Source organism: Actinomadura barringtoniae, assembly GCF_017573505.1.
Classification (GTDB): domain Bacteria; phylum Actinomycetota; class Actinomycetes; order Streptosporangiales; family Streptosporangiaceae; genus Spirillospora; species Spirillospora barringtoniae.
Window position 1 is genome coordinate 1 of sequence record NZ_JAGEOJ010000037.1, and the last position, 12,544, is coordinate 12,544.

14 protein-coding genes are annotated in these 12,544 nt (G+C 70.6%); 6 read left to right on the top strand and 8 right to left on the bottom strand.

Features of this window, described 5'->3' with window-relative positions:
- Positions 1 to 17: 17 nt before the first annotated feature.
- The 3 genes from J4573_RS50810 to J4573_RS50820 form a co-directional block, all read right to left on the bottom strand.
- A complete protein-coding gene (locus tag J4573_RS50810; protein WP_208263676.1) occupies positions 18 to 995 on the bottom strand; it encodes a universal stress protein in 978 nt (325 codons plus the stop codon).
- Between the two features lie 13 nt (positions 996 to 1,008).
- On the bottom strand, positions 1,009 to 1,506 hold the full coding sequence (locus tag J4573_RS50815; RefSeq protein ID WP_208263677.1) for a cyclic nucleotide-binding domain-containing protein: 498 nt from the start codon (positions 1,504 to 1,506) through the stop codon (positions 1,009 to 1,011).
- Between the two features lie 144 nt (positions 1,507 to 1,650).
- Positions 1,651 to 3,321: a sensor histidine kinase gene (locus J4573_RS50820; protein WP_243774932.1), complete on the bottom strand. Its 1,671-nt coding sequence runs from the start codon at positions 3,319 to 3,321 to the stop codon at positions 1,651 to 1,653.
- A gap of 179 nt (positions 3,322 to 3,500) precedes the next feature.
- On the opposite strand from J4573_RS50820, the gene J4573_RS50825 reads away from it, so the two are divergent.
- Positions 3,501 to 4,022, top strand: coding sequence for a CBS domain-containing protein (locus J4573_RS50825; RefSeq protein ID WP_208263679.1), 522 nt, complete (start codon positions 3,501 to 3,503; stop codon positions 4,020 to 4,022).
- A gap of 38 nt (positions 4,023 to 4,060) precedes the next feature.
- On the opposite strand, the gene J4573_RS50830 is transcribed toward J4573_RS50825, so the two are convergent.
- Genes J4573_RS50830 through J4573_RS50840 form a run of 3 tightly spaced genes read right to left on the bottom strand, consistent with a single transcriptional unit; the run spans position 4,061 to position 6,260 of the window.
- Entirely contained in the window at positions 4,061 to 4,870 is an 810-nt protein-coding gene (locus J4573_RS50830; protein ID WP_208263680.1) for a TrmH family RNA methyltransferase, read from the bottom strand.
- Positions 4,871 to 4,905: 35 nt separating this feature from the next.
- Entirely contained in the window at positions 4,906 to 5,691 is a 786-nt protein-coding gene (locus J4573_RS50835) for an SGNH/GDSL hydrolase family protein (RefSeq protein WP_208263681.1), read from the bottom strand.
- Positions 5,692 to 5,693: 2 nt separating this feature from the next.
- Positions 5,694 to 6,260 carry a PadR family transcriptional regulator gene (locus J4573_RS50840; protein WP_208263682.1) on the bottom strand — a complete coding sequence of 189 codons (567 nt, stop codon included), beginning with the start codon at positions 6,258 to 6,260 and terminating at the stop codon, positions 5,694 to 5,696.
- 92 nt (positions 6,261 to 6,352) lie between these two features.
- On the opposite strand from J4573_RS50840, the gene J4573_RS50845 reads away from it, so the two are divergent.
- Positions 6,353 to 6,748, top strand: a complete 396-nt coding sequence (locus J4573_RS50845) for a nuclear transport factor 2 family protein (protein ID WP_208263683.1) — start codon at positions 6,353 to 6,355, stop codon at positions 6,746 to 6,748.
- Positions 6,749 to 6,865: 117 nt separating this feature from the next.
- On the opposite strand, the gene J4573_RS50850 is transcribed toward J4573_RS50845, so the two are convergent.
- On the bottom strand, positions 6,866 to 7,477 hold the full coding sequence (locus J4573_RS50850) for a TetR/AcrR family transcriptional regulator (RefSeq protein WP_208263684.1): 612 nt from the start codon (positions 7,475 to 7,477) through the stop codon (positions 6,866 to 6,868).
- Positions 7,478 to 7,618: 141 nt separating this feature from the next.
- Here J4573_RS50850 and J4573_RS50855 point away from each other — a divergent pair, with 141 nt between their 5' ends.
- A complete protein-coding gene (locus J4573_RS50855; RefSeq protein WP_307797539.1) occupies positions 7,619 to 9,292 on the top strand; it encodes an MFS transporter in 1,674 nt (557 codons plus the stop codon).
- Positions 9,293 to 9,398: 106 nt separating this feature from the next.
- Here the strand turns inward: J4573_RS50855 and J4573_RS50860 are convergent, their stop codons facing one another.
- The gene (locus tag J4573_RS50860) at positions 9,399 to 10,199 is read right to left on the bottom strand and encodes an SAM-dependent methyltransferase (protein WP_208263685.1); all 801 of its coding nucleotides are present in this window, start codon (positions 10,197 to 10,199) and stop codon (positions 9,399 to 9,401) included.
- A gap of 248 nt (positions 10,200 to 10,447) precedes the next feature.
- Between J4573_RS50860 and J4573_RS50865 the strand changes: the two genes are divergently transcribed.
- From J4573_RS50865 to J4573_RS50875, 3 genes are all read left to right on the top strand, one after another.
- Positions 10,448 to 10,816, top strand: a complete 369-nt coding sequence (locus J4573_RS50865) for a PH domain-containing protein (RefSeq protein WP_208263686.1) — start codon at positions 10,448 to 10,450, stop codon at positions 10,814 to 10,816.
- A gap of 145 nt (positions 10,817 to 10,961) precedes the next feature.
- Entirely contained in the window at positions 10,962 to 11,747 is a 786-nt protein-coding gene (locus J4573_RS50870) for an ABC transporter ATP-binding protein (RefSeq protein WP_208263687.1), read from the top strand.
- Positions 11,744 to 12,541, top strand: coding sequence for an ABC transporter ATP-binding protein (locus J4573_RS50875; RefSeq protein ID WP_208263688.1), 798 nt, complete (start codon positions 11,744 to 11,746; stop codon positions 12,539 to 12,541). Before J4573_RS50870 ends, J4573_RS50875 begins: the two co-directional genes overlap by 4 nt.
- Positions 12,542 to 12,544 lie beyond the last annotated feature (3 nt).

Sequence of the window (12,544 nt, forward strand, 5' to 3'; positions counted from 1 at the left end):
CACAGTCGCTCCGCCGATCACCCGTCCGTAGGAGCCGTTGGTCTTAATGCTCTGGGTCCCTTGGTCCCGAATGATGCCGGGGAGGGGACGACGGCGACGGCGCAGGGGGCCAGCTGGAGCATGGCGGAGGTGGTCGCGCCGAGCAGCAGGGGATCGAGGCCTCCGCGTCCACGGTCGCCGACGACCAGCAGGTCGGCGGTCTGGACGGCGTCCAGGAGCGCCTCGCGAGGTCCCCTGGGGACCAGCTGTGTGTGGACCTCCACCTGCGGATATTTGACCCGCCATGGTGCGACGGCGCCCTCCAGGCGGGTGGCGCAGGCGTGCTTGAGCTCGGTGGGGTCGGAGAGGCCGGCCAGGTCCGTTCCGATGAAGGCCGCCGGTTCCCAGTAGCCGTAGACGGCCAGCACGTCCCAGTCGCGGAGCGCCGCCTCCTCGAAGGCGAGCGCGAGCGCGGCGTCGCCTCCGGACGAGCCGTCGACTCCGGCCACCACCCGGTTCCGCGCGGTGGGCGAACGGCGGACGACGACCACTGGGCGGTGGGAACGAGCGGGGAGCTGGAGCGCCGTGGAGGCGGCAGGCAGTTCGTTGCGCTCATGGGAGCCGACGATCATCAGTTCGGCCTCGGGGGCGCAGAGATCGAGCGCGGCGTAGGCGGGGCCCGTCATCAGCCGCTTGTGGACCTTGACCGAGGGCACCAGGCGCCGGGCGCGCGCGACGCCCTCGTTCAGCAGGTTCGCGCCCAGGCGCTCGATGGTCGCCTTGACCGCGTCGTCGACGTAGTCCTTCGGGTAGGGCCATCGCCAGGAGTGGCAGATCAGCAGGTCCAGGCGCCGGAGCCGGGCCTCCTCGGCCGCCCAGCGCAGGGCCTTCTCGCTGTCCGGACTCCCGTCGTACCCGACGAGGACGCCAGTGCTGGTGCCAGTGCCGGTGCCAGTGCCGGTGCCAGGGCCGGTGCCAGGGCTGGTGCCAGGGCTGGTGCCAGGGCTGGTGGCCATGGTTCCTCCGCGATCAGGGGGTGGGCCAGTTCAGTTCGGTGGCCTGCGAATAGATGCCGAGGAGACGGATCCTGGTCGCCTGCAACCGTTCGATGAGGACCTTGGCGAAGCGGCGGTGCAGGTCGAGCCCCAGCTCGGGGTCGGCCGCGCAGAGCGTTCGTACGAGCTTGCCGTCGAACTCCACGGCCGTGACCGGCTGCAGGCAGCGGGCGCCGAACTTCCACTCGTGCGGCGGGAACAGCCAGGACCATCCCAGCACCGCTCGCGGGTGCAGCGTCTCGACCGTCAGCGCGTTCTGCCCGGGGATGCGCATGTCCAGGGCGACGGCGCCGGTACGGATCAGCCAGAACCCCTCGGCCTGCCCGCCCTGCGCGAAGATCTGGCGGTCGGGCTCGAAGGCGACGGCGTGCGCGGCCGTGGCCAGGCGCGCCAGTTGCGGGAACGCCATGCCGTTCAGAAACGGCTCACCGGAGATCGAAGCGGCGGTGAGCGCTCCACCCATGCGCGTCATGACGGTCCCCTTCCTCGCGGGCGATCCCCCCTCGCCGGCAGTACCCCTTCAGGAGACTCGACCGCCGGGGATGCCCCATAGGGGCGAAGGTCCCGTTTGAACGAGAGGGCACGGCCGTCTGAACGGACCCGGCCGTGCACCGGCTCAGAGCGGGACCCTCCACGTGAGGCAGGTGCCGCCGTGCGGGCCGGGCGCGGTCGTGAACGAGCCGCCGAGTGCCGCCGCCCGCTGGGCCATGTTGGCCAGGCCGCTGCGCCGTCCGGATTCGGGGATGCCGACGCCGTCGTCCTCGACGCGCAGGACAAGGTCGTCGCCGACGTCGATCACCACCGCGGCCTCGCGTGCCTTGGCGTGCTTGGCCACGTTGGACAGCGCCTCCTGGACGACCGCGAGCAGCTGGTCGCCGACGCCGTCGTCGACCGCGGTGTCGAGCAGGCCGTCCAGCCGTACGGACGGGGCGAAGCCGAGGTTCTCCGAGCAGGCGTCGACGACCGCGTGCAGGCGGCTGCGCAGACTCTGCCCGTCGGGTTCGGCCTGGAGCTGGAAGATGGTGGAACGGATCTGCCGGATGGTGTCGTCCAGGTCGTCCACCGCGTGCTGGACTCGCACGGCGACCTCGCGCTTCTGGGTGATCTTGATGGCGGCCATCAGCGACATCGCGGTGGCGAACAGCCGCTGGATCACGGTGTCGTGCAGGTCGCGGGCGATCCGGTCGCGGTCCTCGAACAGCGCGAGCCGTTCGGCGTCGCGGCGGCGCTCGGCGACCTCCAGCGCGATCGCGGCCTGGGCGGCGAACGTCTCCAGCAGCCGCTGCTCGGCCTCGTCGAAGACGGCGCCGTCCGGCGGCCTGATCATGGTGATCACGCCGCGCGCGGAGTCGCCGGTCCCGAGCGGCACCATCATGACCGGCCCGACGGCGGCGGGGTCGACCGCGCCGATGGGGCGTTCGACCTCGGTGCCGTCCTCGAACCGGCCCGAGGCACCGGTGCGGTAGACCGGCTCGGCGGCGCTCTCGGCCAGTGACTCGCGCAGGCCGATGAGGGCGGCGGCTCCCGCGCCGTTCGCCGCGACGACGGTGATCTCCTCGGCGGCCTCGTCGGCGAGCGCGATGGTGGCCAGGGCCGCGCCGGTGAGTTCGCGCGCCCGCCGCGTCACGAGCTCGATCGCCTCCCCCGGGTCGGTGCCCGACAGCAGTGCGGTGGAGACCTCCGCGGTCGCCTGCAGCCAGCGTTCACGCCGCCGCGTCTCCTCGTACAGGCGCGCGTTCTCGATGGCGACGCCGGCGGCGGTGGCCAGGGCCGACACCACGACCTCGTCCTCGTCGTCGAACTCCGCCCCGCCCCGCTTCTCGGTCAGGTACAGGTTGCCGAACACCCCACCGCGCGCCCGGATCGGCACACCCAGGAACCGGTGCATCGGTGGATGGTTGTCCGGAAAGCCGTACGACTCGGGATGCGCCGCGATGTCCGACAACCGCAGCGGCTCAGGCTCCTTGATCAGCAGGCCGAGGATGCCGTACCCGTGGGGCCAGTGGCCGATCGCGTCGATCTCCTCCTGCGTGACGCCCACCGTGACGAATTCGACCAGCCGTTCGCCCTCTTCGGAGATCACCCCGAGCGCGCCGTACCGGGCGTCCGCGAGCGTGGTCGCCGCCTCAGTGATCCGCCGCAGCACCGTCGCCAGATCGAGTTCACTCCCGATCGACACGACCGCCTCGAGCAGCGCGTGCACACGATCACGCGTCGCCCGCGCAGCCTCCAACCGCGCCTGAAGCTCCGCCAGCAGATCGTCCAAGCGCAGGTGAGGAAGGCTCAACCTCGCCCGTTCCTCATGCGGCGGCGGACCTGAGGTCGACACGCGCCCAGTATCACCCGGCACGGCCGCCTTCGCCAGAAGGGACCTTGGTCCTCAGATCACCCGGGTCGTTCGACTCTGTGGGTCCCGTGTCCCGGGGCGCAGATTGAGATCGGGGTGTCCGTCATGAGGGAGGTCGGATGAACGCGCTACCCGCACTGGAAGAACGGACCGTCGCCGACGTGATGGCGACCGACCTGCTCACGGTCACACCGGACGACTCGATCCTGATGGCCTGGGAGCTCATGGGCAGGGCCCGCGTCGACCATCTGCCCGTCCTCACCGAGGACGCGGAGTTCATGGGCGTCATCGATGCCCAGACGATCGCCGCGAACTGGGAGCCGACCGGTCCCGAACGCGCGCGGCGTCCCGTCCGGTCCCTGCTGCGCGCGGGGGTGGGCGCGACGGCGAACCCCGCCGACGCGATCCCCGAGGCCGCGCGGACGATGCTCGAGTCGGGCTGCGACTACGTCGCCGTGCTGATCGACGGCCGTGCGCTGGTCGGCCTGCTCACGGCCCACGACCTCATCAGCGCGCTCGCCGGGCTCCCTCCGGAACGAACGACGCGGCCCGGTACGAGCATGCCTTCGATGTACCGGATCGAGCCCGTTCTCCCGCCCGAGTCGCGGCATCCGGGCCACAGCATGCTCCCACCGGACTAGGGCCGCCGGACTAGGGCCGCTGGGCTAGAGCCGCTGGGCTAGAGCCGCTGGCGGGTTGCTTCGTAGAGCACGACCGTGGCGGCGCTGGCGGCGTTCAGCGAGCTGGCCGCGCCGCCGATCGGGATGCGCGCCATCGTGTCGCAGCCCTGCCGCCAGCCCGCGCTCAGCCCCGCGGTCTCGTTGCCGATCACCAGCAGGGTCGGGCCGGTCAGGTCGACCCCGGCGATGTCGGAGTCGCCGTTCTCGTCGGTGCCGACGACCGTCAGCGGCTGGTCGGCGCGCGCCTTGGCGACCCAGTCCAGAACGAGTTTGTGGGAGTCGACGCGGACGACCGGCATGGCGAGCAGCGACCCGGTGGAGGCGCGCACGGCCTTGGGGTCGTATGGGTCGGCGGCGTGACCGGTGATGATGAGCCCCGCGCCGCCGAACGCGTCCAGCGAGCGTACGAGGGTGCCGATGTTGCCGGGCCCGCTCGGACGGTCGAAGACCACGCCGAGGAAGGACGGGGTGACGGGGATGCGCGACAGGTCGTCGGGAGGCAGTTCGACGACCGCGACCAGCTCGGGGACCTCCTGGTCCTTGCCGCTCAGCTGGCGCAGCAGTTCGGGGGCCATCGCGACGTGCTCGGCCCCGGCGCGTTCCAGCATCTGTTTCGCCCAACGCGACAGCGTCCGTTCCGCGTCGAAGATCAGCGCACGGACCGTCCAGCCGCGTTCAACGGCGAGAGTGATCGGCCGGACGCCCTGGACGAGGAACTCCCCCGACCGCTGGCGCTTGTTCTGGTTGCGCAGCAGCGCCTCCCACTGCTGGAACCGCGCGTTGGGCCGCGAGATCCGCACTACGCCCATGACCTGGCACCCCCGATCGTCACCCCGCTTTCCTATCAGGGATCCGGGGTGCTCGCGGACGCGACGGGCGCCAACTCGGGGCGCTTGGCGAAGTGGCCGTCGCCGGAGGAACGGCCCCGGAGCCGGCGGAGGATCCAGGGCCCGAGGAACGTGCCTGCCCAGCCGGCCTCGGTCGAGGCGCGACGCCACGCGGGAACGGGCGGCAGCCCGGGGAGCGGCTCGGTCCAGCTCAGGTCCGACCCGGGCAGTTTCAGCGCGTGCGCGGTCGCCGCGGCGATGCGGGCGTGGCCGAGCGGCGATGCGTGGATGCGGTCGGTGCTCCACAGCCGCGGGTCGGTGGTGATCGGGTACTCGAACGTGTCGACGACGATGGCGCCGTAGCGGCCCGCCATGGCCCGGATGCGGTCGTTCAGGTCGAGGACCTTGGGGCGCAGGTGCCGGACCAACGGCGCGATCTTGGCGACGTCGGGGAAGGTGAACGTGACCACCGTCGCCCCGGACGCGGTGAAGACCCGCAGCATCGTGTCCAGGTCGGCGCAGACGGCGTCCACGTCGAAGCCGGGGCGGACCAGGTCGTTCATCCCCGACATCACGGTGATCAGGTCGGGCTTCATCGCCAGCGCGGGCTCGGTCTGCTCGGCCCTGATACGCGCGGTGAGGCGGCCACGGACGGCGAGATTGGCGTACTCCAGACCGGGGTTGTCGGCGGCCAGAAGCTCGGCGAACCGGTCGGCCCAGCCGCGGTACCCGGTCTCCTCGGTGCCGTCGTTCAGGCCCTCTGTCTGGCTGTCTCCGACCGCGACATAACGCTCGTAGGGCATGGCTACTCCGCGTGGGTCTTGGTGCGCTGGTCCAGGATGGCGAGGGTCTGCTTGGCCCAGCTGACGTTCTCACGCTCGAACGTCAGGCCCCGCATCAACGTCAGATACGGCCCGATGCGGTCGGCGTCGGCGAGGAACTCCGCCTCGGTACGGCCGTTCAGCAGCCGCGCGCGCAGGCGCTCGAACCGGGCGACCTTGGCCTCGGCCCAGCTCATGCGCTCGCGCAGGGAGTGCTTGACCGCCTCCACGTCGCCCGCGTCGACCGCCTGGACCTGCACCATGAGCTCCTCGCGGATCGCCACGGGACGCGGCGGCTCGGCGGTGAACTCGTGCAGGGCGCGGCGACCGGCTTCGGTCAGCGAGAACAGCCGCTTGTTGGGGCGGCGATCCTGCTGAACGAGGCGCGGCTGGACCAGCCCTTCGGCCGCCATCTTGTCCAGCTCCCGATAGATCTGCTGGGGGGTGGCCATCCAGAAGTTGGCCACCGAGGCGTCGAAGCTCTTGGCCAGGTCGTAGCCGGACGCCTCGCCTTCCAGGAGAACGGCCATGACCGCGTTGCGCAACGACATGAGGCGACTGTAACAGCCCTCATATGCACCTCTGCCATTACTCAACTAGTCTAGTATCCTGAATTTAATCAACGAGTTGACTAGGGGAAACGATGCATCCTTTCCGGAAGGCCGTGGAACAGGGAGATCTGGCGGCGACGGAGGACCTGTTCGCCGAGGATGTGGTGTTCACCAGCCCTGTCGCGTTCAAGCCGTACCCGGGCAAGGCGATCACCGTCGCCATCCTGCGCGGCGTCGCCCGGGTCTTCCAGGACATCACCTACGTCCGTGAGATCGCGAGCGCCGACGGCCGCGACCACGCGTTGATGTTCGAGGCCACGGTCCAGGGCCGCGAGGTGCACGGCTGCGACTTCCTGCACATGAACGAGGACGGTTTGATCGACGAGCTCACGGTGATGGTCCGCCCCCTCTCGGCCGCCACCGCCCTGGCCGAGGCCATGAGCGCCCAGTTCGAGCGGATCCAGCAGGACGCGGCACTGAGCAACTGACCCCCGCCGCCCCGGCGAACGTCCCGGTTTGTCAGGGTCGGCATGCAAGATCGGGCGCATGAACGAACCCCCTCTCCACGCCGCAGCACAGCACGGCTCCCTCGACCGGCCTGAGCCCTAGGCCTCACCCTCGGGTTCGGGGCGGATGCCGGCCATGAAGAGGGCGGTCATCTGGCGGCCTAGTTCGATGCGGGTGAGCGGGTCGCCGGGGTGGAACCAGGTGTGGATCTGGATGACGCTGCTCAGGTAGGTGTGGGTGATCACGCTGGCCAGGACGTCGGTGCGGACGGTGCCGGCGGCCTGGCCCTCCTTGATGAGGTCGCGGAAGATCTCGTAGTAGCGGCGCCGGTCGCGGCGGACGGCGGCGGCACCCTCGCCCTCGACCAGGTGCATCGAACGGGCCCAGACGGTGAGCGGCTCGTAGTGCTCGTTCATGTGGTCGAACAGGTCGGCGACCGCGGCGTACAGGCGCTTGTCGACCGGGCCGCCGCCGTGCGCGATGGCGGCCAGGCGGCTGGTCTGCTCGGCGAGCAGGCCGCGGTAGATGGTGGTGAGCAGCTCGTCCTTGGTGCCGAACCAGTGGTAGAGCGCACCCTTGGTGACCCGGGCCTCCTCGACGATCTGCCGCGTGGTCGTCGCCTCGTAGCCCTGCGCGCCGAACAGCTTGGTCGCCGCGGCGAGGATCCGCTCGCGCGCCTCGCCCCGGGGAACCTTGGTCCTCTCGATCACGTGGACCATCTTCCCAGAACGGATTCATTGACATAGCCCAGGTCGCTGGCTACTTTCACGGACATACCGGGCGGTCGGTACGTACGCGTCCGACCGCGGGGGACGGTTCTTTCGGGGCCCATCACCCAACTGGAGGAACTGGTGTCCGTCACTCCATCCAGCACGGCGGTCGGCGCCACGCCGGCACCGGGTCTGATGACCCGCCTCTGGCGCCGCGACCTCGCGCACTATCCCGAGACCGGGCCGCGCTACGCCTACCTGGCGATAGTGGTGGCCACGACGATCGTCCTGTACTACCTGCTCTACATCCAGTACGCCGTGGCGACGTCGATCATGACCCACTACGGCATGACCTTCGGCTTCTTCATCCTGCTGTCGGTGGTCGGGAACGCGGTCGGCGCGTTCGCGTCGCTGCTGGCCGGGTTCGCCGACCGCTGGGGCCGCGCCAACCTGGTCGTGTACGGCCTGCTGATCGCCGGGGTGCTCGTCCTGCTGCTGCCGAGCGCCTCGAACAAGACCGTCTACCTGCTGATGTTCGCGGGCCTGAACGTGATCGAGGGCATCGTCCTGGTCGCCACGCCCGCGCTCATCCGCGACTTCTCACCGCAGGTCGGCCGCGCGACCGCGATGGGCTCCTGGACGATGGGCCCGGTCATCGGCAGCCTCATCGTCACGACCGTGACCAGCGCGACGCTCGATGACCACACCTGGCAGGACGAGCTGCGCTACGCGGGGATCTCGGCGCTGGTGGTGTTCGTGATCGCGCTGTTCGGGCTGCGCGAGCTGTCGCCGCGGCTGCGCGACCAGATCATGGTGAGCCTGCACGACCGCGCGCTGGTCGAGGCCCGGGCGCGGGGCATCGACCCGGAGAAGGAGATGGCCGGTCACTGGCGGGCGATGATGCGCCTGGACGTGATCGGCCCGGCGTTCGCGATCAGCGTCTTCCTGCTGCTCTACTACGGCCTGGTCGGCAACATCGTCATCTACTTCTCCTCGACGTTCGGCTACACCGAGCAGCGCGCCAACGCGGTCGCCAACTGGTACTGGGCGGCCACCGCCATCGCGCTGATCGCCGCCGGGCTCATCTCCGACCGGCTGCGCGTGCGCAAGCCGCTGATGCTGGTCGGCGGCGTCGGGGCGCTGGCCGGCACGATCGTCTTCGCGATCCTGGCCACCCACCACGACACCGGCTACTACACCTTCGCCTGGCTGTTCGTGTGGATCGCGGTCTTCAGCGGCATCGCGTACGCGCCGTGGATGGCGGCCTACACCGAGACCGTCGAGGAGCACAATCCCGCCGCGACCGCCACGGGCCTGGCGGTCTGGGGCTGGATCCTGCGCATCGTCGTCGCGGTCTCGGCCGCGTTCGTCCCGATCGTGGTGACGTCGGTGACACCGATCGTCGAGCACGGGCACGAGGTGCAGGTGGCGCAGGCCCAGGCGGCCCCGGCGCTGGCCATCGTTCAGGCGCACCCGCAGATCTTCGCCGAACTGGGCAAGTACCCGCCCGGTCAGGCCCCGGCGGACCTGCAGGCCCGCGCCGCGCAGGAGGTCGGCGTTCCCGGCCTGCAGACCGTGCAAAAGGCGCAGCCGCAGCTGGCGGTGCTGAAGGAGCACGGGCCCGATGTCGCCAAGGCGGCCAAGGACGGCCCCGGCCAGTGGCGGACCTGGTGGCTGGTCGCCGTCGCGGGCCAGGTCATCTTCATCCCGTTCGTCTTCGCCATGCGAGGGCGCTGGAACCCGAAGCGCGCCCGCGAGGACGCCGAGGCGCACCAGCGCGCAGTGGACGCCGAGCTGGCGAAGCTCTCCGGCTGACAGGCGACAGCCGACAGCCGACACCGGCAGCCGCCCCGGGCCTGGACACCGATCCGCCCGGGGCGGTTGGTGTCCAGGCTCGGACGGAACGGTGTCCAGGTCGCGGTCATCGTTCTCCGACGCGCCCCATCGCACCCAGTAAGCAGCTGCGGGCCGGATCGGACGGCCGCACCCCGCGCCCGGGAACGGGCCGCCACTCGGAGAGCCAGGTGACACCGGGGGCCACCAGGTCCAGGCCGTCGAAGAAGCGCTCGACCTCGCCGGGGTCGCGCGGCTGGACCGCGGAGCCCGTACGGCGGTAGATCACCTGCGCGGCCTCGAAGGCCGTCTCGCCCAGCCCGCCCGTCCAGCCGTGCGAGACCGCCAGGTGGCTGCCCGGCGGCAGCGCGTCGGTCAGCCGCCGCACGTGCGCGTGCGGCTTGTCCTCGTCGGTGACGAAGTGCAGCACCGCCATCAGCAGCAGCCCGACCGGCCGGTCGAAGTCGATCAGTTCGCGCACGCGCGCGTCGGCGAGGATCTCCTCCGGGCGCCGCAGGTCGCCCTCGATGACGGCCACGCCCGAACTGGTCTCCAGCAGCGCCCGCCCGTGCGCCAGCACGACCGGGTCGTTGTCGACGTACACCACCCGCGCCTCCGGGGCGGCGCGCTGCGCCACCTCGTGCACGTTGCCCTGGGTGGGCAGGCCCGCGCCGACATCGATGAACTGCCGGATGCCGGCCGCGGTCAGGTACTCGACGGCCCTGGTGAGGAACGCGCGGTTCAGGCGGGCGGCCAGCGGCGCGTCCGGCACCAGGCCGATGATCTCCTCGGCCGCGGCGCGGTCGACCCCGTAGTTGTCCTTGCCGCCGAGCAGAAAGTCGTAGATCCGGGCCGGTGACGCGAGCGTGGTGTCGATCCCGGGACTCACAGGTCCCCTCCCCGTTGAGGCGTGATCCTGGCGCGGATCAAGAACGTATTCCAGACCTTCCAGGACTCGCGCGTATCGATGCCTTACTGACCGCTTCCGGACGCATCTGTCGAGTCACGAGTCAGACAGAACGGCGGCAAAGGTCCGCAAGGGGAGGCAAGGGGCGCCAAGGGGATGTGCGCGCCCCGCCCGGGGCAAGGCCAGCGAACGTGGCAGACTCACCGATGACGGCGATACGAGGAGGCCAGATGGGCAACGGGATTCCGCACGACAAGTCGGACCAGCTCAAGCAGATCGAGAGCGGCCTGCTGCCGGGCGAGCAGATCATCGCGGTGTACGACGCGGTCGGGGTCGGGACCGGTTTCCTCGCGCTCACCGACAAGCGCGTGATCATCAAGGACAAGTCGTTCGTCGGCAAGCGGGTCGCGATCACCAGCGTGCCGTACGGGAAGATCAGCGCGGTCAGCGTCGTCAGCAACAAGTCGTGGGCGGGCGCCTACTTCTCCTCCGGCACGATCGCCATCCACGTCGGGACCCAGCTGTACGAGGTCGAGTTCCGCGGCGCCGAGAAGACCCACCACGTGCACGACGTGATCCTGCACTACTCCTCGCAGTGACCGCGGCCCGCCGGACGGTGAGCGATCCGGCGCGGCGTTACGCAACGGAGACCGACGGGACACATTCGCCCCTTGTCTCACGATGAGACGTGGGTCACACTCGCATGCACTGAGTCGAGTCGCGTTCTAGGAACGGGCGGCACTCATGCTGAGTGTGCGGAACCTCGAGGTCGTCTACCACGATGTGATCCTGGTCCTGCGGGGCGTGAGCCTCGAGGTCCCGGCCGGTGAGATCGTCGCCCTGCTGGGCGCCAACGGGGCGGGCAAGACCACCCTGCTGCGCGCGATCTCCGGGCTGCTGGACGTGCACGGCGGCGAGGTCACCAAGGGCGCGGTCGAGCTGGACGGGCGCCCGATCCACGAGCTCGCCCCGGCCCGGGTGGTGCGGCTCGGCGTCCGGCAGGTGATGGAGGGCCGGCGGATCTTCGCCGAGCTCACCGTCGAGGAGAACCTGCGCCTGGGCGCGCACACCAGCCCGTCCCGCCTCGGCGAGAGCCTGGACCGGGTGTACGGGCTGTTCCCCGTCATCAAGGACCGCCGCACCAGGACCGCGGGCTACCTGTCGGGCGGCGAGCAGCAGATGCTCGCGGTCGGGCGGGCGCTGATGTCGCAGCCCCGGCTGCTGCTCCTGGACGAGCCGAGCCTCGGCCTGGCGCCCCGGCTGGTCGAGCAGATCCGCGACATCATCCTCGAGATCAACCGGCAGGGCACCACGGTGCTGCTGGTCGAGCAGAACGCGGCCATGGCCCTCGCCATCGCCGGGCACGGCTACGTGCTGGAGACCGGCAAGATCGTGATGGACCGGCCGGCCCGCGAGCTGCTGGCCGACGAGGACATCCGCGAGTTCTACCTGGGCCTGGGCGCCGAGGGCGCGGCTCGCTCGTTCCGCGACGTCAAGCACTACCGGCGCCGGAAGCGGTGGCTGTCGTGAACGCACCACCGCCCGCGCCACCGCCTGCGGGCCCCATATTGGAGTTCTCCGACGTCGGGCTGTCGTTCGCCGGGGTCGCGGCCATCGACGGCGTCTCGTTCGGCGTCGAGCCCTCCGAGCTGTTCGCCGTCATCGGCCCGAACGGCGCGGGCAAGACCTCCATCTTCAACGTCATCTCCGGCGTGTACCGGCCCCAGCGCGGGCGCGTCACGTTCGACGGGCAGGACCTGATCGGCCGCCGCCCGCACGAGATCGCCGGGCTCGGCATCGCCCGCACGTTCCAGAACGTGGAGCTGTTCGCCGGCCTCACCGTCCTGGACAACCTGATGCTCGGCCGCCACCAGCAGCTGCGCTACGGCGCGCTCAGCGCGATGGCCTGGCTCGGGCGGGCCCGCCGGGCCGAGCTGGCGGCGCGCGCCGCGGTCGAGGACATCATCGACTTCCTGGAGCTGGAGCAGTGGCGGCGGCACACCGTCGGGCTGCTCCCGTACGGCATCCAGAAGCGCGTCGAGCTCGGCCGGGCGCTGGCGATGGAGCCGCGCCTGCTGCTGCTCGACGAGCCGGTCGCCGGCATGAACCTCGAGGAGACCGAGGACACCGCCCGCTACATCCTCGACATCCGCGAGGAGATCGGCATCCCGATGATCCTCGTCGAGCACGACATGGGCCTGGTGATGGACCTGGCCGACCGGGTGCTGGTCGTCGACTTCGGCGTCGCGATCGCGCTCGGCTCCCCCACCGAGATCCGGAACGACCCCGAAGTGATCCGCGCGTACCTCGGGAAGGCCTCGTGACCG

What these genes read in the sequence shown, in the direction of transcription:
- J4573_RS50845 (WP_208263683.1), top strand. Translation starts at nt 6,353, where the DNA reads ATGCATCCTTTCCGGAAGGCCGTGGAACAGGGAGATCTGGCGGCGACG.
- J4573_RS50835 (WP_208263681.1), bottom strand. Translation starts at nt 5,691, where the DNA reads ATGCCCTACGAGCGTTATGTCGCGGTCGGAGACAGCCAGACAGAGGGC.
- J4573_RS50825 (WP_208263679.1), top strand. Translation starts at nt 3,501, where the DNA reads ATGAACGCGCTACCCGCACTGGAAGAACGGACCGTCGCCGACGTGATG.
- J4573_RS50870 (WP_208263687.1), top strand. Translation starts at nt 10,962, where the DNA reads ATGCTGAGTGTGCGGAACCTCGAGGTCGTCTACCACGATGTGATCCTG.
- J4573_RS50865 (WP_208263686.1), top strand. Translation starts at nt 10,448, where the DNA reads ATGGGCAACGGGATTCCGCACGACAAGTCGGACCAGCTCAAGCAGATC.
- J4573_RS50815 (WP_208263677.1), bottom strand. Translation starts at nt 1,506, where the DNA reads ATGACGCGCATGGGTGGAGCGCTCACCGCCGCTTCGATCTCCGGTGAG.
- J4573_RS50810 (WP_208263676.1), bottom strand. Translation starts at nt 995, where the DNA reads ATGGCCACCAGCCCTGGCACCAGCCCTGGCACCAGCCCTGGCACCGGC.
- J4573_RS50830 (WP_208263680.1), bottom strand. Translation starts at nt 4,870, where the DNA reads ATGGGCGTAGTGCGGATCTCGCGGCCCAACGCGCGGTTCCAGCAGTGG.
- J4573_RS50840 (WP_208263682.1), bottom strand. Translation starts at nt 6,260, where the DNA reads ATGTCGTTGCGCAACGCGGTCATGGCCGTTCTCCTGGAAGGCGAGGCG.